Genomic DNA, 23,477 nt, shown 5'->3' with positions numbered 1-23,477 from the left:
GCCAGCGTGACCCCCGAACAATTCCGCCAATACGGCCACCAGCTGATCGACCTGATCGCCGACTACCGCCAAACCGTCGGCGAACGCCCGGTCATGGCCCAGGTCGAGCCCGGCTACCTCAAGGCTGCCTTGCCCGAACAGGCCCCCCAGCAAGGCGAACCCTTCGAGGCCATCCTCGACGACGTCAACCAGCTGGTCATGCCCGGCCTGTCCCACTGGCAGCACCCGGACTTCTACGGCTATTTCCCCTCCAACGGTACCCTGTCCTCGGTACTGGGTGACTTCCTCAGCACCGGTCTGGGCGTACTGGGCCTGTCGTGGCAATCCAGCCCGGCGCTGAGCGAGCTGGAAGAAACCACCCTCGACTGGCTGCGCCAGCTGCTTGGCTTGTCTGGCCAGTGGAGCGGGGTGATCCAGGACACTGCCTCGACCAGCACCCTGGTGGCACTGATCAGCGCCCGTGAACGCGCCACCGACTACGCCCTGGTACGCGGCGGCCTGCAGGCCGAGGCCAAGCCGTTGATCGTGTATGTCAGCGCCCACGCCCACAGTTCGGTGGACAAGGCCGCGCTGCTGGCCGGTTTTGGTCGCGACAACATTCGCCTGATCCCCACCGACGAACGTTACGCCCTACGCCCAGAGGCGTTGCAGGCGGCCATAGAGCAAGACCTGGCCGCCGGCAACCAGCCCTGCGCCGTAGTGGCCACCACCGGCACCACCACCACCACCGCCCTCGACCCGCTGCGCCCGGTCGGCGAGATTGCCCAGGCCCATGGCCTGTGGCTGCATGTGGACTCGGCCATGGCCGGTTCGGCAATGATCCTGCCGGAATGCCGCTGGATGTGGGATGGCATCGAGCTGGCCGATTCGGTAGTGGTCAACGCGCACAAGTGGTTGGGTGTGGCCTTCGATTGCTCCATTTACTACGTGCGCGACCCGCAGCACCTGATCCGGGTAATGAGCACCAACCCCAGCTACCTGCAATCGGCAGTGGATGGCGAGGTGAAGAGCCTGCGTGACTGGGGCATCCCGCTGGGCCGCCGGTTCCGTGCGTTGAAGCTGTGGTTCATGTTGCGTAGCGAGGGGGTTGAAGCGTTGCAGGCGCGGCTGCGGCGTGACCTGGACAATGCCCAGTGGTTGGCGGGGCAGGTTGGGGCGGCGCAAGAGTGGGAAGTGCTGGCGCCGGTGCAGTTGCAGACCTTGTGCATTCGCCATCGGCCGGCGGGGCTGGAAGGGGAGGCGCTGGATGCGCATACCAAGGGCTGGGCCGAGCGGCTTAATGCTTCCGGGGCTGCGTATGTGACGCCGGCGACGCTGGATGGGCGGTGGATGGTGCGGGTGTCGATCGGGGCATTGCCGACTGAGCGGGGGGATGTGGAGCGGCTCTGGCAGCGCTTGCAAGAAGTGGTCAAGGGCTGAAATTGCCGGGGCCGCTTTGCGGCCCTATCGCGACACAAGGCCGCTCCTACAGGGGATCGCGTCGGCGCGGGCGTGCGCGGACCCCTGTAGGAGCGGCCTTGTGTCGCGAAAGGGCTGCAGAGCAGCCCCTTGCAATCTATCAGTGGCTCACCGCCTGAAAGCTACCTTTACGGCTAGCCTCATAGGCTTCCTTCTCCATCGGCTTGGCCTCCGGGTTGCCCAGGTCTTCCATCGCCAGGCGATGGGTTTCCGGGGCAATGTAGGCCGCCAGGGCGCACACGCAGGTGATGAAGAACGCCAGCCCACCAATCACCAGCGGGATGTTTTCCGAGCCGGGCGGGGCAACCAGGGCAAACAGCGCCGGCAGCATGGCGGTCAGCATGGTGCCGACGTTCTGCGCAATGGCCATGGCCGAAACGCGGTAGCGGGTGTGGAACAGCTCTGGGTAGAAGCTTGGGAACACCGCGTTGTAGCCCTGGTAGACCATGCCCCACATCACGATCGAAGCGGCGAAGGCCAGCGGTACGTTCTGGATGCTGATCGCATACAGGTAGACGAAGGCCAGCAGGCCAGAGCCCAGGCAGCCAGCGATCATGGTCGGGCGACGGCCGATCTTGTCCGACAGGTTGCCGACAAACGGAATCACCAGCACTGCGACGATGTTGCCAACCACCGGGATCCACAGGTACACGCTCTTGTCGAAGCCGATGCCATAGGCCGGCTGCACCGCGTAGGCCGCACCAAAGATGGTGGCCACCACCGGGATCACGTTCATCAGTGCCATGAACATCACCAGCACCATGTGCTTCCAGCTGTGACGGAAGGCTTCGCTGATCGGCGACTTGGCCACTTTGTCCTGTTTCTCTTCCTTCACGAATGCCGGGGTTTCGTGCACTTCCTTACGGATGATGAAGCCGGCAATCAGCACGATGGCGCTCATCAGGAACGGAATGCGCCAGCCCCAGTCGTTGAACGCTTCGCTAGGCATGAAGTAGGCCAGTGGCAAGAACACCGCCGCCGCCATGACCTGGCCGGCCTGCACGCCTTGCAGGGTGAAGCTGGCGTAGTAGCCCCTTCGGCCGAACGGCGCGTGCTCCATGATCATCGAACTGGCACCGGAGATTTCCCCGGCCACGGCAAAGCCCTGGATCAGGCGCAGAACCACCAGCAAGGCCGGCGCGAGGAAGCCGATGTCGTGGTAGGTAGGCAGCAGGCCCACGGCCATGGTCGACAGGCCCATCAGGAACATGCACAGCAGCAGTACGTTCTTGCGGCCGCGGGTGTCACCCCAGTGGCCGAGCACGAAGGCACCGACCGGGCGCGCCAGGTAACCCACGCCGTAGGTGGCCAGCGAGGCAATGATGGCCATTTTCGGGTCGGTGTTGGGGAAGAAGATCTGCGGGAAAATCAGCGCGGCGGCCTGGGCGTAGATGAAGAAGTCGTAGTACTCGAGGGCCGAGCCTATCCATCCACTGGCGGTCGCTTTCTTGGCTTGGGAGCTGGAGTGAGCCATGGTTGTCTCCGTTGTTATTGTTGTTTGCGCAGGTTCCGCCATAGGTTTCAGGGGCAGGAGGCAACGGTCGGTGTGCCTGCGTCTGTGGTTCATGTTGACCACGGGCCAGCGGACTGGCAATTCGCTAAAACGGGTTTTGTGCGATAATCGAACGCAAAACTAACCATTCCGTACAAAGAGATTGAAGCGACGACTTTACCTGCGAATAATCGATCGTGCCATAAACTGTGACAGTGGTTTTTTACCTGACTGGCACCGTAATCCTCTAACAACAAGGAACTCCCGCCATGCAGCGTTCGATCGCTACCGTGTCCTTGAGCGGCACACTGCCGGAAAAGCTCGAAGCCATCGCCGCCGCCGGTTTTGACGGCGTCGAGATCTTCGAAAACGACCTGCTCTATTACGCCGGCAGCCCGCGCCAGGTGCGCCAGATGTGCGCTGACCTGGGTATTGCCATCACCCTGTTCCAGCCGTTCCGCGACTTTGAAGGCTGCCGCCGCGACCGCCTGCAGAAAAACCTCGACCGCGCCGAGCGCAAGTTCGACCTGATGCAGGAGCTGGGCACCGACCTGGTGCTGGTGTGCAGCAACGTCCAGGCCGATGCCCTGGGCGATGAACAACTGCTGGTCGACGACCTGCGCCTGCTGGGCGAGCATGCCGGCAAGCGTGGCCTGCGCATTGGCTACGAAGCGCTGGCCTGGGGCCGCCACGTCAACACCTACCAGCAAGTGTGGAACCTGGTACGCCAGGCCGACCACCCGGCCCTCGGGGTGATCCTCGACAGCTTCCACACCCTGTCGCTGAAGGGCGACCCGAGCGCGATCCGCGACATTCCCGGCGACAAGATCTTCTTCGTGCAAATGGCCGACGCACCGATCCTGGCCATGGATGTGCTGGAGTGGAGCCGCCACTTCCGCTGCTTCCCGGGGCAGGGTGAAATGGACATGGCCGGTTTCCTCGCGCCGATCCTTGCCACTGGCTACCGTGGCCCGCTGTCGCTGGAAGTCTTCAATGACGGCTTCCGCGCCGCGCCACCCCGGCAGAATGCCGCCGATGGCCTGCGTTCGCTGCTGTACCTTGAAGAGCAGACCCGCCTGCGCCTGGAGCAGGAAAACACGCCGATCGAACCTGGCGTGCTGTTCACCCCGCCAGCGGCCAGTACCTATGACGGCGTGGAGTTCCTTGAGTTTGCGGTCGACGAAGCCGTCGGTGCGCGCCTGGGCAGCTGGTTGAAGCGCCTGGGCTTTGCCGAAGCCGGCAAGCACCGCAGCAAAGAAGTGCAGTTGCTGCGCCAGGGCGATATCAACATTGTGCTGAACGCCGAACCGTATTCCTTCGGCCACAACTTCTTCGAGGCCCATGGCCCGTCGCTGTGCGCCACCGCGCTGCGGGTCAAGGACCAGCAAGCCGCGCTGAAGCGCGCCACCGCCTACCGTGGCCAGCCGTTCCGCGGCCTGGTCGGCCCCAACGAGTGCGAAGTGCCGGCGGTGCGTGCGCCGGATGGCAGCCTGCTGTACCTGGTGGAGCAGGGCACTGCCGGCCAGACCTTGTACGACACCGACTTCAGCCTGGACAAGAACGCCACCGCCACCGGCGGCCTGCGCCGTATCGACCACATGGCCCTGGCCCTGCCGGCCGAGTCGCTGGACAGCTGGGTGCTGTTCTACAAGAGCCTGTTCGACTTCGCCGCCGACGACGAAGTGGTGCTGCCCGACCCGTATGGCCTGGTCAAGAGCCGCGCCCTGCGCAGCCAGTGCGGCACCTTGCGCCTGCCACTGAACATCTCGGAAAACCGCAACACCGCCATCGCCCATGCGCTGTCCAGCTACCGCGGATCTGGTGTGCACCACATCGCCTTCGATTGTGATGACATCTTCCGCGAAGTAGCACGGGCCAAGTTGGCCGGGGTGCCGCTGTTGGAGATCCCGCTTAACTACTACGACGACCTGGCAGCGCGCTTCGATTTCGACGACGAGTTCCTCAGCGAACTGGCGTACTACAACGTGCTGTACGACCGCGATGCCCAGGGTGGCGAGCTGTTCCACGTGTACACCGAACCGTTCGAGGAGCGCTTCTTCTTCGAAATCATCCAGCGCAAGGGTGGTTATGCCGGTTACGGCGCGGCCAACGTCGCGGTGCGCCTGGCGGCCATGGCCAAGGCCCGCAGCGGCGCGGCGCGCAAGCCGGTGCTCTGAGCCCGACGCGCTCGGTGTAGGAGCGGCCTTGTGCCGCGAATGGGCTGCAAAGCAGCCCCAGCCATTCGTGATGTGAGGCTGAAAATTTGGGGGCGCTGTGCGCCCCTTCGCGGCACAAGGCCGCTCCTACATCGACCGCGTAGGCTTCAGTGGCGCTCAGCCACTAGCAACAACGACTGCGGCACCGCACTCTGCGGATGCTGCGGCTCCTGCAAGCTGACCAGCCGCAACCCCGCCATGTCCAGCGCGTTCAGCCAGCTGGCCAAGGTGCGGAAATACCACGGCATCACCTGCCAGTCCCCGGCGAACCCGGCAAACGACTCCTCCCGCCAGCCATCCTGGTAATCCCCACCCGCCACACTCCACGGGTGCAGGGTCTGGATCACCAGTGCACCACCGGGCACCAGCAACGCGTTCATCGCCGCCAACAGCGGGATGATGTCCTGATGCAACAGTGCGAAATTGGCGCAGATCAGGTCATAGTCTTTACCCACATACACTTGCGCATCCGCCAACTGCGCATAACTGGCCAGGTGCACCTCGGCAGGCCCCGCAGCACGTGCGGCCTCTACCAGCGACCTGTCACCATCGACGCCTACGGCCTCGATACCCCGGTCGCCCAGCGCGCGCAGCAACCATCCCTCGCCACAACCCAGGTCGAGCACCCGTTCAGGCTGACGCCCAAGGATGGCCAGCAGCATGGCCTGGTCGGTTACCTGGCGGCGGCTCTCGATGCTGGCGCTGCGCACAGCCTCAATCCAGGCCTGGGCGTTGTGCTGCCAGCTGTCGAGCAACGCGTCTTCGGGGTTGCGCATGGTCATTGCTTCACCACCCTCTGTAGGAGCAGCCTTGCGCTGCGAAGAGGCCAGTATGGCAGACAGATTTCCTTCAGCCGTGCGGGCCTCTTCGCAGCACAAGGCTGCTCCCGCATCTGTATCGGGCCAATTATTCCAGTGGGATTCGCGCGCGACCCCCTTGGCGCACGCCTCGATATCGCGTCGTACAAACAAGGCGGTCGCGCGCGCCCGGCACAGGATGGACTGGCCCGAAACAAACGTAGGAGCGGCTTTAGCCGCGAAGCGCCGCGCGGGCGGCGCTCGATCTCCTAGGCGCTGAAAATACATCGGCGAACACCTGCGGCGCTCGATCCAACAGGCAACCTAAATCCCAAGGCAAGCCCCCGTCGGCCCTTACCGCTTAACTGACTGGCATTAGGGCATGCCCGCGAAACAGGCGACGCGGTGGATGGCACCGGCGTTGCCGGTGTTCGCGATGTAGGAGCGGGTTTACCCGCGAAGAACCCAGCGCGGTGGATGGCACCGGCGTTGCCGGTGTTCGCGGCTAAAGCCGCTCCTACACAGGGATCGCGAAGGCCTTCAATTGCTCACCATCAGCTCCGGCCCCAGGTAATCGTTGATCTGCTCGATATCGTCATCCCCCAGGCTGCCCACCGACGAGGCCAGGCGCAGCCGCGACATCAGGTAGTTCAACTTCGCCTCGAACAGGTCGTGGCGGGCGTCATACAGCAACTCTTCGGCATTGAGCACATCCGAGTTGGTGCTGGTACCGCCCTCCTTGAAGCCCTTGCGGGTCGAGGTCAGCGAGCGTTCGTTCGACGCCACGGCCTTTTCCAGGGCATGAATGCGCAAGGCACCACTCTGCACGCCTCGGTACTCGCGGGTAGTGCCGGAAATCACTTCCTGGCGCGTGGCGTCTAGCTCATCCAGGGCCTTGGAGCTGTTGGCGCTGGCCTGGCGGGTCAGGGCGCTGGTGCTGCCACCGCTGTACAGCGGGATGTTCAGCTCCAGCCCGATCGAGCTGTAGTGGTTGCGCTGGTTCAGTTCGGAAATCGACTGGCTGCTGCCGGCCGTGTAGCCCGCCACGAAATCCAGGGTTGGGTAATGCCCGGCACGGGCGCGTTTCACTTCTTCTTCGGCCAGCTCGTAGTTGTACCGGCGCGCATGAATCAGCGGGCTGTCGGCCTGGGCTTTCACCAGCCAGTCCTGCAGGTTGCCCGGCATCAGCGGCGGTGTGTTGAAGCCCGGCTGCAAGGTGGTCAGCGACTGCGGGGTTTCACCAATGTATTCCTCCAGCTTGCGCCGGGCGTTGACCAGGTTGTCCTGGGCTTCGATCAGGTCGGCGTCGGCCAGGTCGCGGCGGGCCACGGACTCGTCGATGTCGGTGATGGTGCCGGCGCCCAGCTCCTTGCGCCGTTTCGCGGAGGCCAGTTGCTCTTCAAAGGCGTTCAGCTTGGCCTTGGCCAACGTGATGGTCTCGCTGGCCAGCAGCACGTCGAAGTAGGCGTCGGCCAGGCGCACCGCCGCGTCCTGGCTCTTGGCGTCGAACACCGCCACGCTGTAGTCGGCACGTTGCTGGCCCTGGTGGTACTCGGCCATTTTCTGCTTGTTGAACAGCGGCTGGCGCAGGCGCACGTTGGCGCCCTTGGAGTCATAGTCCAGGTCGTTGTCCTGGCCATTCTGGCGCTGGCTGCCATTGACCCTGTTGAAGTACGCCGCAGCGTTGATCTGCGGCAACAGGCCGGCCTGGCCGATGGCGCGGTTCTCGCCGCCGGCTTGTTTTTCGTGCACCGCAGCGCGGTAGATCGGGCCCTGGTACTGCAACAGGTCCCAGGCTTGTTTCAGGTCCATGGCACTGGCCTGTACAGATAACCCCAGCAGGCACAACATCAGGCACGGGCGTTTCATGTCATTGCTCCTTGAACGCGGCGTCTACGCGTTCGAGCATCGGTTTGAGCAGGTAGCTGAGCAGGTTGCGCTCGCCGGTCTTGATGGTAACGGTGGCGGGCATGCCGGGGCGGATGTGGTTGCTGCCCAGCAAGCCCATGCCGGCCGGGGTCACTTCCACCTGGGCCAGGTAGAACGGTTGCTTGCTTTCTTCGTCGAGCAGGCGATCGGCGGAGATGGTCTTGACCCGCCCCGGAATGTTCGGCGTCTGCGCGTGGTTGAAGGCCGGGAAAGCGAGGTCCACGGCCAGGCCCGGGACCATCTTGTCGATGGCTTGCACCGGGATCATCGCGTCGACCTGCAGTGGCTCGTCGAGCGGCACCACCTCCATGATCTTTGCACCAGGCTGGATGATGCCGCCGACCGTGGCGATGCTCAGGGCCTGGACCATGCCGTCGATCGGCGAGCGGATGACGGTATGGGTCACTTCGTAGTCCAGCGCGCGCAGGCGGTCGGCCAGGGTGGTGTTTTCCTTGGCGGTGTCGGTCAGTTGCGACTCCACTTCCTTCAGGTAGTCATGCTGGCGCTGCAGCATGCGCAGCTTGATTTCGGTGGCCTGGCTGCGTGCCCGGGCAATGTTGTTGAGGTTTTCGGCCTGGCCGGCGGACAAGTCGGCATTGTTGCGTTCCAGCTCCAGCAGGCGGTTGCGCGGTACATAGCCTTCGGCGGCCAGCAACCGGGTGCCTTGCAGCTCCTGGTTGAGGAAGCCGATTTGCGAGGCGCGGGCGCCGTAAACTTGCTGCAGGCCTTTGAGCTGCACCGCCGAGGCGGTGAGGTTTTCCTCAAGGATGCTCAGCTCCCCGGCCAGGCCCGCGCGGCGGGTTTCCAGCAAGCGCTGTTGCAGGTCCATGGCCGCCAGCAGGCGTGGGTCATTGCCGTAGTGTTCGAGCAGGGCCGGGTCGAAGGTGATCGTGTCGCGGTCATCGCGCTCTGCTTCCAGGCGGTTTTCCACGGTCTTGCTGACGATGTACTGGGCACTGAGCGCGCCTTGTTCGGCCACTGCACGCAGGGCGTCGAGGCGTACCACCTCCTGGCCTTTTTTCACCACATCGCCTTCGCGCACCAGGATCGCCTCGACCGTGCCGCCGGTCAGGTGTTGTACCGCCTTGCGGTTGCTGGTGACCTTGACGGTGCCAGTGGCTACCACGCCGGCGTCCAGTGGCGCCAGGCACGACCACAGCAGGAAACCGCCAAAGCCGGCAATCACCAACCACACGCCCCAGCGGGCCGGCCGGCCCACGTCCAGGTCGATCTGGTTGTTCGCCTCGGCGCGAATCAATTCGGTGTGTTGGCTCATCTGCATGATCGGTTACTCCCGTACTTTTACCGAAGCCAACGGCGCTGCGGCGCCACCGGGTATCACGCTAGCCTTGCGCAGCGCAGTGAACACTTCGTCGCGGCTGCCGAGCATGTGCACGCCGCCGTCGCGCAGCATCAACACCTTGTCGACCGTGCCCAGCACGTTGGGCCGGTGCGAAATCAGCACCACCGTGGCGCTGCGGGCCTTGAGCTCGACCAGTGCATCGACCAGGGCTTTTTCACCCACGTCGTCGAGGTTGGCGTTGGGCTCGTCCAGCACCACCAGGTTCGGCTCGCCATACAGCGCACGGGCCAGGGCGATGCGCTGCTTCTGGCCGCCCGACAGCGGGCTGCCGTCGGCGGCCAGGCGTGTGTCGTAGCCCTGCGGGAAGCGCAGGATCATGTCGTGCACGCCGCTGCTGCGGGCGGCGCGGATTACCGCCTCGCTGTCCACTTCGGCAAAGCGCGCGATGTTTTCGGCGATGCTGCCTTCGAACAGCTCCACGTCCTGCGGCAGGTAGCCGATCCATGGGCCCAGTTCGCTTTTGTTCCAGGTAAAGATGTCGGCACCGTCCAGACGCACTTTGCCGGCCTGAGTCGGCCACACGCCTACCAGCAGGCGGGCGAGGGTGGACTTGCCCGAGGCCGAAGGGCCGATGACGCCCAGGGTTTCCCCTGGCACCAGGCTGAAGCTCACCCCGCGCAGGATGGTGGTACTGGTACCGGGGGCACCGGCGATCACGTTTTCCACGGCCAGCATGCCCAGTGGCCGCTGCAGCGACATGCTCGGCGGCCGCTGCGGGTAGTCCTGCAGCAGGTCGTTGAGCCGGCCCCAGGCCAAACGGCAGCCCAGCAGTTGCTTCCACGAGGCAATTACCTGTTCCACCGGGCCCAGGGCGCGGCCGGTAAGGATCGAGCAGGCGATCATCATGCCGGGGGTGATCTTGCCTTCGATTGCCAGCAGCGCGCCGGTACCGAGTATCAGCGACTGCAAGGTGATGCGCACGAAGCGCCCGGTGCTGCTGATCAACGCAGCGCGGTCAGAGGCCAGGGTCTGCATCTGCAGGATGCGCAGGTGGCCCTGGTACCAGCGCTTGCCGATTGACGGCAGCATGCCCATGGCCTCGATGACTTCGGCGTTGCGCAGGTTGTTGTTGGCATAGCTGGCTGAAGACAGGGCCGCCTGGTTGGCTTCGGCCAAGGGCTTTTGCGTGGCCTTTTCGGTGAGGTAGGCCAGCCCCACCAGGATCAGCGAGCCGATCATCGTGACCAGCCCGAGCAAAGGGTGAATCAGGTAGCAGACCAGCAGGTAGATCGGCGTCCAGGGGGCATCGAAGAAGGCGAACAGGCCGTTGCCGGTGACGAACTGGCGGACCTGCGCCAAGTCCTGCAGTGCCTGTGCCGGGTTGCCGCCGGCACGGCTCAGGTTGCGCTCGAAAGCGGCACTGAAGATGCGCCGGTTGAGGTCCATGTCCAGGCAGTTGCCAACCCGGATCAGCACACGGGTGCGGACCATTTCCAGGGCCGACATCAGCAGGAACAGCCCGACCACCAACAGGGTGAGCATGGTCAAAGTAGTGACGTTACGGCTGACCAGGGCACGGTCATACACCTGCAGCATATAAACGGCTGGCGTCAACATCATGACGTTTATCACGCCGCTGAAGGCGGCCAGGGCGTAGAAGCTGCGGCGCAGGCGAAACAACGCGTCGGCCAGCTCGGAACGAGTGCGTGGCGGCTTGTGCATCGGGGGCCTCCCTTTTCACAAATCGGGGAAGCCGTTGCGGCGCCCCGTACAGCGGTAGTTGTGGCTTCTGGTCGGCTCGCAGACGGGTCGCTCTATAGGCGAATGGTCCAAAACGCTGCGTTGCTCCCACATGCAGCAGCGTAGGTTGCAACGAAACATTCGGTAATATCTTTTCGCTCTATAAAATCTTTGAACTTTTCATAAGTGCCAGAAAAACAGCTAGTTGCAACGCATTATCATCGCGAGACGTTTTTTTTGACGGGATATTGACAAGGTTTTGTCCTGCGACTTTAGTCTGATGTATTCGGACCCTGTGCGAGCTGGGGGCGATGCATGTGCGTTACACAACTGTATCGCACCGTTAACAAGGTTACCGCCGTACCCGTGGGAGCCGGCTTGCCGGCAATGAGGTCAGTGGCGCCAAGACGAGACCGCCCAGCTGTCCCCTGAACCCCTGAACAGAAACTGCGCAAGTCAACCCTGACTGGGCGCGGGAAGGACCCTGCTGCCCTGTGATTTCTCCCGACAGATCGAGGGCAATTGAAAATGGCCAATTTCAGCAAGTCGGATTTGGAATTCATCCTCAAGCAGATCTTCATCGCCGAAGCCCACTCCGCTGGTACCAGCCTGATCGACCTGCTGCCCAACGGCCAGGTACCTTTCGGCCTGCGCACTGTGGACGGTAGCTTCAACAACCTGGTCGCCGGGCAAAGCGAGTTCGGCGCTGCCGACAACGCGTTCCTGCGCCTGCTCGATGCCTCCTACCGGGCCAACTATGTTGGCACCGGCATGGTCACCGACTCGCAGCCGCGCACCATCAGCAACCTGATCGTCGACCAGACGCAGAACAATCCGGCGGCAGTCGAGGCCAACGGCGGCGCCGCCCCGGTGATGAGCCCGGGCATCGACGGGGTGTTCGGCACCGCTGATGACAAGCCAGTGTTCTTCATCCCCAACGTCTCGCCAGACGTGGGCCTGACCGCCGGCTTCAACGCCTGGATGACCTTCTTCGGCCAGTTCTTCGACCACGGCCTGGACCTGGTCACCAAAAGCAGCACCGACATCGTGTTCATCCCGCTGCGCCCCGACGACCCGCTGTACAACGCCAACAGCCAGACCAACTTCATGGTGCTGCCACGGGCCGTGCGTACCGCCGGTGCCGATGGCGTGGTAGGCACTGCCGACGATGGCCAGACCAACACCACCTCGCCGTTCGTCGACCAGAGCCAGACCTACAGCTCGCACCCCTCGCACCAGGTATTCCTGCGTGAGTACATGCTCAACGCCGCCGGCGACCCGGTGGCCACCGGGCGGCTGATCACCAACCGCGACCTGGGCGCCGATGGCAAGTTCGGCACCAGTGACGATGGCAACAGCGAGAACGGCGGCATGGCCACCTGGGCGGTGGTCAAGGCCCAGGCCCGCGACCTGCTCGGTATCAACCTGACCGACGCCGACGTGCACAGCGTGCCGCTGCTGGCCACCGACCCCTATGGCAACTTCCTGCGTGGGCCCAACGGCATGCCGCAGGTGGTGATGCGTGTGAACAATGGCCTGGACGGCATCGCCGGCACCGCCGACGACGTCACCCAGCTGGTCGAAGGCAACCGCGCCGCGCCCATCAGCCTGGCCAATGCCGTAAGCACCGGGCATGGTTTCCTCGACGACATTGCCCACAGTGCCGCGCCGGTGATCGTCGGTGGTGAGCTGCGCCCTGACGGCGACACCCTGATTGGCAATGCACAGCCGCCGGGGCCTGGCGGCAGCAACCTGACCTACGACAACGAACTGCTCGACGCCCACTACATCGCCGGCGACGGCCGGGTGAACGAGAACATCGGCCTGACTGCCGTGCACCATGTGTTCCACTCCGAGCACAACCGCCTGGTGCAGCAGACCAAGGACACCCTGCTGGCCGCGGGCGACGTGGCGTTCCTCAACGAATGGCTGATCGACGATGTGGCCGCCATCCCTACCACCGCCGCCGGCATTGCCGCGCTGGTTTGGGACGGTGAGCGGTTGTTCCAGGCCGCCAAGTTCGGCACCGAAATGCAGTACCAGCACCTGGTGTTCGAAGAGTTCGCCCGCACCATCCAGCCGCAGATCGACGAGTTCCTGGCACCCAACGGCTACGATACTTCGATCAACCCGGCAATCCTCGCCGAGTTCGCCCACGTGGTGTACCGCTTCGGCCACTCGATGCTGACCGAAACCGTCGACCGCTTCGACACTGACTTCGACACGGTAAACGGCGACCCGCAATTGGGCCTGATCGCCGCCTTCCTCAACCCGCTGGCATTTGCCGAAAGCGGCGCCACTGCAGACGAAGCAGCTGGCGCGATTATCCGCGGCGTGACCCGCCAGCTGGGCAACGAGATCGACGAATTCGTCACCGAGGCGCTGCGCAACAACCTGCTCGGCCTGCCGTTGGACCTGCCCGCACTGAACATCGCCCGTGGCCGCGACACCGGCATCCCCAGCCTGAACGAAGCCCGCCGCGAGTTCTACGCCATGACTGGCGACAGCCAGCTCAAACCGTACATCAGCTGGGTCGATTTTGCCGATTACCTCAAGCACCCGGCATCGCTGGTGAACTTCATCGCCGCCTACGGCACGCACTCGACCATCACCGGGGCCACTACCGAAGCGGCCAAGCGCGCCGCTGCCTTTGCCTTGGTATTCGGCGGCGATGGCGCGCCGTCTGACCGCTTGGCGTTCCTCAACGGCACCGACAACTGGGCCAACAATGCCGGCGTGACCATTACCGGCGTCGATGCCATCGATTTCTGGGTCGGCGGCCTGGCCGAGAAGAAGATGCCGTTTGGCGGCATGCTCGGCTCCAGCTTCAACTTCGTCTTCGAAACCCAGCTGGAAGCGCTGCAGAACGGCGACCGTTTCTACTACTTGTCGCGCACGGCGGGCATGAACTTTGGCACGGAGCTGGAGAACAACTCCTTCGCCAAGCTGATCATGCTCAACTCCGACGTCACTCACCTGTCCAACACGGTGTTCCTCACGCCCACCTACACCCTGGAGGTGAACCAGGCCAACCAGTTCACCGGGCTGGGGGCTGAAGGCCGGGACGACCCGACTGGCGGCATCATGATCAACGGCGTCGAAGTGGTGCCGCTGGTGATCCGCGACAACCCCGATACCGTCGGGCCAGACGAAAACTACCTGCACTACACCGGCGAAGACCATGTGGTGCTGGGCGGTACTTCCGGCAACGACATCATCATCTCCGGTGATGGTGACGACACGGTCTATGGTGACGCCGGCAACGACCGCCTCGAAGGCGGCGCCGGCAACGATGCGGTGCTGGGCGGCGCAGGCGACGACATCATCACCGACTCGTTCGGCGACAACCGCCTGGAAGGCAACGCCGGCAACGACGTGATCGTTGCCGGCAGCATGCTGGCGGCCGGCAACCTGATCCTGGGCGGCGATGGCCAGGACTTCATCATAACCACCGAAGACATCAGCACCACCTTCGGCGGCCAGGGTGACGACTTCATCCTCGGCGCCAAGACCAACCTGCCGCCGACCGGCAACGAAGGCGACGACTGGATCGAGAAGGGCACCCAGGACGGTGCGCCCGGCGACAACTTTGCGCCGTTGCTGGGTGACGAAGTGGTCGGCAACGACATCTTCGTCGGTGGCGGCGGCTTTGATGAAATGATCGGCGAGGGCGGCGACGACATCTTTGTCGGCAGTGATGCCCAGGACAAGATGGACGGCATGTCCGGGTTCGACTGGGTGACCTACAAGAATGACAAGGTCGGTGTCACCGTCGACCTGAGCCTGGCCGCCCTGGCCCAGCCCCATGGCAATGCGCCGAACCAGAACACCGGCGTGTTCAACCCGGTCGGCGCCTCGCCGGCTTCCATCCTCGACCGCTTCGCCGAGGTCGAGGGCGTGTCCGGCTCGCATTACGCCGACGTGCTCAAGGGCGATGATGTCGATGCCGTGACCATCCTCAACCACGGCGGCACCACCGGCAGTGCGTTGACCAACGTCGATTTGATCCATGGCCTGCGCGACTTCCTGGAAGCCGCCGGGTTACCGACCACTGGCTTTGCTACCGGCAACATCCTGCTGGGCGGCGATGGCAGCGACCTGATCGAGGGCCGAGGCGGCGACGACCTGATCGACGGTGACAAGTGGCTCAACGTGCGCATCGCGGTGTATGCCGCCGATGACGTTGACCACACTGGCCCCGAGATCAACAGCTTCGACAGCATGGTCGACATGATCCCGTACATGCTTGACCGCACCTACAACCCTGGCCAGCTCAAGGCTGTGCGGGAAATCCTCAATGGTATCTCGACCGGTGGGGCGGCCTTCGATACCGCGATATTCTCGGGCGTGCAGAGCGAGTACACCGTCACCCGTGACAACCGGGGCACGGTCATCACGTCCGACGATGTCTGGACCGTGACCGACAGTGTGGCCGGCCGCGACGGCGTTGATACACTGCTGCACATCGAACGTTTGCAGTTCGCCGACAGCCAGCTGGTGCTGCTGGAAGGCGTGAACGCGCAGCCCACCGGCAGCCCGACCGTGACGGGTGGCGTGGGTGGCGCGGTTACCGTGGGCGATATGCTGACGGTGAGCGTGGCGGGCGTACGTGATGCCGACAACATTGGCACCGGCAACCCGCTGGGTACGTTGGCCAACAGCTCGGTGTCGTACTACTGGCAGTTCGAGGCCAACCCGGGCAGTGGTGTGTTTGAGGACATCATCCTGCTGCCTGCCGGCGACCTGGCGTTCCAGAGTGCCGACGGCACCTCGTTCAAGGTGTCGCCAGACCTGGCCGGCCTGAACTTGCGGGTCAAGGCCATCTACCAGGACGCCCATGGCACCACCGAAGTGCTGTTCTCCCAGCCTACCGGCCTGGTGCAGCCAGGCGCGCCCGTGGTGCCGACGCCGGCCGTGCCGGTGGTGGATGCCGCTGATGGTGGTGCCGGCCTGCACATGGTGCGCTCCGACCTCAACTTCATCCTGGCGCAGATCAAGATCGCCGAGGCCGATGCACATGGGCAGGACATCCTCTCGCTGATCCCCAACATCCGTGCGCCACTGGGCCTGCGGGCGGTGGATGGTTCGAACAACAACCTGATGAACCTCAACGGCAACAACCACACCCAGTACGGTGCTGCCGACAACGTGTTCCCGCGCCTGACCGACCCGGTGTTCAACCAGGCCGAAGGCGTGGGTGCCGGCTTCTTCGGCCCTGGCTCGCCAGCCGTCCCCGGCTCTTCGTACCAGCAAACCAGCGGCGCGGTGTTCGACTCGCAACCGCGTACCATCAGTAACCTGATCGTTGACCAGACCTCGAACAACCCGGCGGCCTATGCCAACGCCTATGACCCAGGCCTGAACGGCCAGCTGGACTTCGGTGCGCAAGGCAACGACGACGTGCTCAAGGATGGCGTGCGCATCGTTGCCAGCCCTGGCCTGGACGGCAAGTTCGGCACCAATGACGACCACGATGTGTACCTGTTCGAGAACACCGCTGCCGATGCCGGGCTGTCCGCGCCGTTCAACGCCTGGATGACTTTCTTCGGGCAGTTCTTCGACCATGGCCTGGACCTGGTCACCAAGGGTGGCTCGGGTACGGTGTACATCCCGCTGAAGCCGGACGACCCCCTGTACAAGGAAGGTGCCCCGACCAACTTCATGGTTGTGACCCGTGCCACCAACCTGCCTGGGCCTGATGGCATCCTCGGCAACGCCGACGATATTCACGAGCATACCAACACCACCACCCCGTTCGTGGACCAGAACCAGACCTACAGCTCGCACCCTTCGCACCAGGTGTTCCTGCGCGCCTACGTGATGACCGACAATGGCCCGGTTGCCACTGGCCGGCTGATTACCAACCGCGACCTGGGCGCCGATGGCAAGTTCGGCACTGCTGATGACCACGAAATCGGCGGCATGGCCACCTGGAAGGTGGTCAAGGCACAGGCCCGCGACCTGCTCGGCATCAACCTGACCGATGCCGACGTCGACAACGTGCCGCTGCTGGCCACCGATGCCTATGGCAACTTCATCAAGGGGCCGCATGGCTACCCGATGGTGGTGATGAAGGGTGTAGACGGTATCGCCGGTACTGCCGATGACCAACAGGTAGAAGGCAACCCGTTGGCGCCGATCAACCTGGCCAACGCGGTGCGCACCGGCCACCAGTTCCTCGCTGATATCGCCCACAATGCAGTGCCGGTGTTCAGTGGTGGGGTGCTGGCACCCGATGCGGATAATCTCGTTGGCAACCCGGTGGACGTCAACCCGAACACCGGTGCCAACCTGAACTACGACAACGAGCTGCTCGACGCGCACTACATTGCCGGTGATGGCCGGGTCAACGAGAACATCGGCCTGACCGCCGTGCATGCGATCTTCCACTCCGAGCACAACCGGCTGGTGGCACAGACCATGGACACTGTGCTCGATTCGAACGACCTGGCCTTCCTCAACGAATGGCTGCTCAACCCGGTAACGGCATTGCCAACCACCCCGACCGAGGTCAATGCCCTGGTGTGGAACGGCGAGCGCCTGTTCCAGGCCGCCAAGTTCGGCACCGAAATGCAGTACCAGCACCTGGTGTTCGAAGAGTTCGCCCGTACCGTGCAACCACGGGTCGACCTGTTCTTCGCCCCGACCCAGGTGTATGACGTCGACCTCGATGCCTCGATCGTGGCCGAATTCGCCCACACCGTGTACCGCTTCGGCCACTCGATGCTGACCGAGACCGTCGACCGCTTCGACATCGACTTCAACGTCATCAAGGACCCGGCAAGCGCCAACCCCGAGCAGCAACTGGGGCTGATCGCGGCGTTCCTCAACCCGCTGGCCTATGCCGCCAGCGGCGTCACCCCCGAGGACGCGACCAGCGCCATCGTGCGCGGGGTCACCCGCCAGGCCGGTAACGAAATCGACGAGTTCGTCACCGAGGCGCTGCGCAACAACCTGCTCGGCCTGCCGCTGGACCTGCCGGCCATCAACATCGCCCGTGGCCGCGACGTCGGTATCCCCTCGCTGAACGCCTTGCGCCGCGACATCTACGGGCAAACCGGCGATACCCAGCTCAAGCCTTACACCAGCTGGGTCGACCTGGTGCAGCACCTGAAGCATCCGGAGTCGCTCATCAACTTCATTGCGGCCTATGGCACCCACAGCACCATCACCGAAGCCACCACGCTGCTGGAAAAACGCGCTGCAGCCATGGCCCTGGTGTTCGGCGGCGATGGTGCGCCAACCGATCGGCTGGACTTCCTCAACAGCAGCGGCGACTGGGCGAACATGACCCTGGCCGGCAAGGATGGCGCACTGGGCACTGCCGATGACCTGAAGGGTGTGACCATCACCGGTGTCGATGCCATCGACCTGTGGATCGGCGGCCTGGCCGAAGAGAAAACCCCGTTCGGCGGCATGCTCGGCACCACCTTCAACTTCGTGTTCGAGAACCAGATGGAGAAACTGCAGGACGGCGACCGCTTCTACTACCTGGAGCGCACCGCCGGCCTGTCGATGAACGCCGAGCTGGAAAGCAACTCGTTCGCCAAGCTGATCATGGCCAACACTTCGGCCACGCACTTGCCGGGCCTGGTGTTCTCCGACCCGGGCTTCTACCTGGAACTGGACAAGAGCAAGCAGTACAACGACGGCCTGGGCAATGCCGACCCGCTGGGTGAAAACGGCGAGCAGGTGGTGTTCCGCGACAGCCCGCTGACGGTTGGCCCGGACAGCAACTACATCCGCTATGCCGGTGCCGAGCATATCGTGCTGGGTGGTACCAACGGCGACGACATCCTGGTGTCCAGCGAAGGTGACGACACGGTCTGGGGCGATGCCGGCAACGACCGCATCGAAGGTGGCGACGGCAACGACCAGCTGCGTGGTGGTGCCGGCGACGACATCATCAGCGACATGGGTGGTGACGACAACATCCAGGGCGGCGACGGCAACGACGTGCTGCACGGCGGTAATGGCATCAACCTGATCATCGGCGGCTTCGGCAACGACTTCATCGTCACCGGTGAGGATGCCTCCGAAGCCATTGGCGGCCAGGGCAATGACTTTATCCTGGGCAGCAAGGCCAACGAGCAGGACATGGGCAACGAAGGTGACGACTGGATCGAGAAGGGCACCTCGGACGGTGCGCCTGGCGACAACTTCGACCCACTCGGCAACGACCCGGTCATTGGCAACGACGTGTTCATCGGCGGCAACGAGAACGACAAGTTCAACGGTGAAGGCGGCGACGACATCATGGTCGGCAGCCTGGGCTTTGGCGACCGCTACATCGGTGGCTCGGGCTACGACTGGGCAACCTTCAAGGACCTGGCCCAGGGCGTGACCATCGACTACAGCGACCGCTTCTTCGATGTGCCACCGGTACCGGGCTCAGGCGCTTCGGCGCTGGTGCGCTTCGACATCATGGAAGGCCTGTCGGGTTCGGCGCATGGCGACTTCCTGCGCGGTGACAACGAAGACGCCACTTCACTGCCTACTGCTGGCGCGACAGGCAGCGTGCTGACCAACATCAGCCTGATCAATGGCCTGTCCAGTCTGCTGGCCGCTGGGGCCACGTTCTACGACGGCGGCAACATCATCCTCGGCGGCAGCGGCAGCGACCTGCTCGAAGGCCGCGGCGGTGACGATATTCTCGACGGTGACAAGTGGCTGAACGTGCGCATCAGCGTCCGCGCCAACCACGATGGCACCGGCCCGGAAATCGCCAGCTTCAACAGCATGGAGCCGATGGTGCCGTTCATGCTCAATGGCACCTACAACCCGGGCCAGCTGGTGATCATCCGCGAGATCCTCAACGGCACCGACAACTACGACACGGCGCTGTTCTCGGGGGTGGCCACCGACTACGACGTGGTGGTCGATGGCAACTCGGTGACGGTTACCGACCGGGTGGCCGGGCGTGATGGCGTCGACCACCTGACCGGTATCGAGCGCCTGCAGTTCTCCGACACCTCGATAGCCTCCGGCGTGGGTACCGCGGCCAACGCAGGCCCGTCGGGCCACCTGGTGATCCTCGACGCTGCCAGCGGCGTGCGTGACGACACACCGGTCAGCGGCCAGCTGCTGAAAGTAACCAACCTGGCGGTGCACGATGCCGACAACGCCAGCGCGGCCAATGCCAGCGGTGCCGTCAATGGTCCGATGGCCTACTACTGGCAGGTCGAGCGCCTGCCGGGCTCCGGGGTGTACGAAGACATCACCTTCGTCGCCGCAGGCGAAGTCTCGCGGGCAATCGGCAGCACCTACCGGGTGACAGACGATGTGGCTGGCCTGAGCATCCGCGTACGTGGGGTGTACCAGGACGCCAAAGGCACGCTGGAAATCGTCGACTCGTCGGCGAACAGCGCGCCGAGTGCCGGGCCGGCCGTAACCGGGCTGCTGGTGCAGAACCAGACGCTCACCGCCAACCCGGCGACCATCGTCGATGCCGATGGCCTGAGCAACCCGCAGTTCACCTTCCAGTGGCAATCCAACCGGGGGGTGGGTTGGGTCAACATTGCTGGCGCCATCAGCAGCACCTTTGTCCTGACCCAGGCGCAAGTGGGGCAGAACATGCGGGTGGTGGTCAGCTACGTGGATGACTTTGGCGTGCAGGAAAGCGTCGCCTCCGACATCCTCGACCCGGTGGCCAACGTCAACGATGCACCGACCGGTGCCGTGCTGATCAGCGACACCACGCCAGACCAAGGCCAAACGCTGACCGCACTCACCGGCGGCATCGCCGACCTGGACGGCCTGGGCGCCTTCAGCTTCCAGTGGCAACAGGGCACTGGCGGTACCTTCGCCAACATCGCCGGTGCTACCGCCGCCACCTTCACCCCCGGCTTTGCCCAGGGTAACCAGCAGCTGCGGGTGATCGTGCGTTACACCGACGGCTTCGGCACCCTGGAGTCGCTGACTTCGGCGGCCACCGCAGCGGTGACCGTGCCGGCAGGCGTGGTGTTGACCGGTACCAACGGTGCCAACACCCTGACCGGTGGTGCAGGTAACGACGTCATCTCGGGCCTGGGCGGCAACGACACGCTCAATGGCCTGGGCGGCTCCGACCAGTTGTTCGGTGGTGTCGGCAACGACATCCTCAATGGCGGTGACGACCCAGACCTGCTCAATGGCGAGGACGGCAACGACACCCTCAACGGTGGGCTTGGCGCGGATACCATGATCGGTGGTACAGGCAACGATACCTTCGTGGTCGACAACGTCGGTGACACGGTAACCGAAGCACTGAACGGCGGTACCGACCTGGTGCAGACCAGCCTGGCAAGCTACACCCTGGGCGCCAACGTCGAGAACCTGACCTACACCGGCAGCAGCGCCTTCACCGGTACCGGTAACGCGTTGGCCAACACCATCACCGGTGGCGCCGCCAACGACGTGCTCAATGGCGGTGCAGGGGCCGACCGCCTGGTGGGTGGCGTCGGCGACGACACCTACGTGGTGGATGACGCCGGGGATGTGGTGGTCGAGGCTACTGGAGCAGGCACGGACCTGGTGCGTACCACGCTGGCCAGCTACACCATGGCCAACAACGTCGAAAACCTGACCTATACCGGGGCGGGCAACTTCACCGCTACCGGTAACGGCCTGGCCAACATCATCAACGGCGCGGCGGGCAACGACACGCTCAATGGTGACGGCGGCAATGACACACTCAATGGCAATGCGGGCAACGACACCCTCAACGGCGATGCCGGTAACGACCAGCTGTTCGGCGGCCTGGGTGCCGACCGCCTGAGTGGTGGCGGCGGTGATGACAGCCTGGATGGCGGTGACGGCAACGACACGCTGCTGGGGGATGCCGGTAACGACACGCTGAACGGTGGTGCTGGCGATGACAGCCTGGACGGTGGCAACGGCAACGACACCCTGCAGGGCGGCGATGGCAACGACACGCTGTTTGGTGATGTTGGCAACGACACCTTGCTCGGCGGCGCCGGCAATGACTTCATCAACGGTGCGGCAGGCAATGACACGGTGCTGGGTGGTGCCGGCAACGACACCATGATGGCCACAGACGGCAACGATGTGTTCCAGTTCGCGGCCGGCTTCGGCAACGACCTGATCATCAACTTCGACGCCATTGCGGCGGGTGGCCAGGACCGGCTGGATATCACCGCCCTCAACATCACCGCGGCCACCTTTGCCGCCAGCGTGACCATCGCCGATGTTGGCGCGGATACGCTGGTCAGCATCGGCGCTACCGACTCCATCCGCCTGGTGGGGGTGGCGGATGCAACCACGGTGACCGCAGCGGACTTCATCCTGGCGGGTTGAGGGCCTGAGGGATAAGCTGTTGCTTGAAATGCAGGGGCTGCTGCGCAGCCCATCGCGACACAAGGCCGCTCCTACAGGGGATCGCGTAATTCCTGTAGGAGCGGCCTTGTGTCTCGATGGGCCGCAAAGCGGCCCCATTCACTCGCGAAAGGAGTCGCCACATGTTTCCCCTCGATACCTGGCTGATGTACACCTTGGCCTGCGTGCTGCTGGTACTGGCCCCGGGCCCCGATAACCTGCTGGCCATCGGCCGTGGCCTGAGCCAGGGCAAGGCCGCCGCGATTGCCTCGGGGTTCTCTTCCGGTGCCGGCATTCTGTTCCACGTCGGCGCAGCTGCCATGGGCCTGACCCTGCTGATGCAGACCTCGGCGCTGGCGTTCCTGGTGGTCAAGCTGGTGGGCGCGTGCTACCTGGTCTGGCTGGGCATCAAGGTGCTGCGCAGCCGCAACCTGTTCAGCTTCCAGCCGGCGGCGCGGCAGCCGTTGTCGAGCATTTTCCTTACTGGCTTCCTGTCAGCGGCACTCAACCCCAAGCCGGGGCTGTTCGTGCTGGCCTTCATCCCGCAGTTCGTCGACCCGCAGCGCGGCTCGGTGACCGTGCAGATGCTGGTATATGGGGTGTGGTTTGCGTTGCTGACGGCCATCGGGTTTGCCCTGATGGGGGTGTTTGCCACGGTGCTGACTGGCTTCCTGCGTTCGCGGCCCAGGCTGGTGAATGGCCTGAACCTCGGGGCAGGGGCCACGTTTGTGGCTTCGGGTGTGTCGATTGCGGCGCTAGGGCAGAAGTGACATTGGGGCTGCTTTGCAGCCCATCGCGACACAAGGCCGCTCCTACAGGGGATCGCGTAATTCCTGTAGGAGCGGCCTTGTGTCGCGATGGGCCGCAAAGCGGCCCCCGGCTTACTTGCCGGTCAACCCCGCATGCACCTGCAACTCTTCGTCGATAAACGCCGCGATCATCGCCCGATACACCCGCTCCACCACCTCCGGCGAAGCCCCGGTTTCCCCGGCAATCCCGCGCACCTTGGCAATCACCTGCTCGACCCGCGCAGGCGCGCGCACGTCATCGGTGGTTTTTTTGAAGGCCGCCGCCTGGGTCACCAGCTGACCGCGCTGGGCGAGCAGGGCGACCAGGTGTTGGTCGATGTGATCGATGCGCGCGCGAACTTCTTCAATCGATGTGCAGCGTACGTCCATGTGTAGAGCTCCTTGAGGGTGATGCAGGACAGTAGCACAGCACATCAGCTG

At 64.0% G+C, this 23,477-nt stretch carries 10 protein-coding genes; 4 read left to right on the top strand and 6 right to left on the bottom strand.

Going from position 1 to position 23,477, the window contains the following annotated elements:
• Positions 1 to 6: 6 nt before the first annotated feature.
• A complete protein-coding gene (locus ACIP1G_RS03920; RefSeq protein WP_400733958.1) occupies positions 7 to 1,419 on the top strand; it encodes a DOPA decarboxylase in 1,413 nt (470 codons plus the stop codon).
• Positions 1,420 to 1,558: 139 nt separating this feature from the next.
• On the opposite strand, the gene ACIP1G_RS03915 is transcribed toward ACIP1G_RS03920, so the two are convergent.
• The gene (locus tag ACIP1G_RS03915) at positions 1,559 to 2,932 is read right to left on the bottom strand and encodes an MFS transporter (RefSeq protein ID WP_400733955.1); all 1,374 of its coding nucleotides are present in this window, start codon (positions 2,930 to 2,932) and stop codon (positions 1,559 to 1,561) included.
• A gap of 287 nt (positions 2,933 to 3,219) precedes the next feature.
• Between ACIP1G_RS03915 and quiC the strand changes: the two genes are divergently transcribed.
• Complete coding sequence (gene quiC, locus ACIP1G_RS03910) at positions 3,220 to 5,127, top strand: 3-dehydroshikimate dehydratase QuiC (RefSeq protein WP_400733953.1); 1,908 nt, start codon at positions 3,220 to 3,222, stop codon at positions 5,125 to 5,127.
• Positions 5,128 to 5,273: 146 nt separating this feature from the next.
• On the opposite strand, the gene ACIP1G_RS03905 is transcribed toward quiC, so the two are convergent.
• The 4 genes from ACIP1G_RS03905 to ACIP1G_RS03890 all read right to left on the bottom strand — a co-directional run bounded on the left by ACIP1G_RS03905 (position 5,274) and on the right by ACIP1G_RS03890 (position 10,917).
• Entirely contained in the window at positions 5,274 to 5,942 is a 669-nt protein-coding gene (locus ACIP1G_RS03905) for a class I SAM-dependent methyltransferase (protein WP_400734508.1), read from the bottom strand.
• A gap of 561 nt (positions 5,943 to 6,503) precedes the next feature.
• Positions 6,504 to 7,832, bottom strand: coding sequence for a TolC family outer membrane protein (locus ACIP1G_RS03900; RefSeq protein ID WP_400733950.1), 1,329 nt, complete (start codon positions 7,830 to 7,832; stop codon positions 6,504 to 6,506).
• Between the two features lies 1 nt (position 7,833).
• Positions 7,834 to 9,174 (bottom strand): HlyD family type I secretion periplasmic adaptor subunit, encoded by a 1,341-nt coding sequence (locus ACIP1G_RS03895; RefSeq protein ID WP_400733947.1) that lies wholly within the window; start codon positions 9,172 to 9,174, stop codon positions 7,834 to 7,836.
• A 6-nt stretch (positions 9,175 to 9,180) separates the two neighbouring features.
• Entirely contained in the window at positions 9,181 to 10,917 is a 1,737-nt protein-coding gene (locus ACIP1G_RS03890; protein WP_400733944.1) for a type I secretion system permease/ATPase, read from the bottom strand.
• 546 nt (positions 10,918 to 11,463) lie between these two features.
• Here ACIP1G_RS03890 and ACIP1G_RS03885 point away from each other — a divergent pair.
• Both ACIP1G_RS03885 and ACIP1G_RS03880 read left to right on the top strand, forming a co-directional pair.
• Entirely contained in the window at positions 11,464 to 22,230 is a 10,767-nt protein-coding gene (locus ACIP1G_RS03885; RefSeq protein WP_400733942.1) for a peroxidase family protein, read from the top strand.
• A gap of 161 nt (positions 22,231 to 22,391) precedes the next feature.
• Positions 22,392 to 23,018, top strand: coding sequence for a LysE family translocator (locus tag ACIP1G_RS03880; protein WP_400733939.1), 627 nt, complete (start codon positions 22,392 to 22,394; stop codon positions 23,016 to 23,018).
• A 111-nt stretch (positions 23,019 to 23,129) separates the two neighbouring features.
• Here ACIP1G_RS03880 and ACIP1G_RS03875 read toward each other — a convergent pair whose 3' ends face one another.
• Positions 23,130 to 23,426: a chorismate mutase gene (locus ACIP1G_RS03875; RefSeq protein ID WP_400733936.1), complete on the bottom strand. Its 297-nt coding sequence runs from the start codon at positions 23,424 to 23,426 to the stop codon at positions 23,130 to 23,132.
• Positions 23,427 to 23,477: the final 51 nt, after the last annotated feature.

The sequence above is a fragment of the Pseudomonas sp. NPDC089392 genome, assembly GCF_044749595.1.
Taxonomy (GTDB): Bacteria; Pseudomonadota; Gammaproteobacteria; order Pseudomonadales; family Pseudomonadaceae; genus Aquipseudomonas.
Note: the sequence above shows the minus strand (reverse complement) of the source record. Positions and strands in the feature narration are given on the sequence as shown.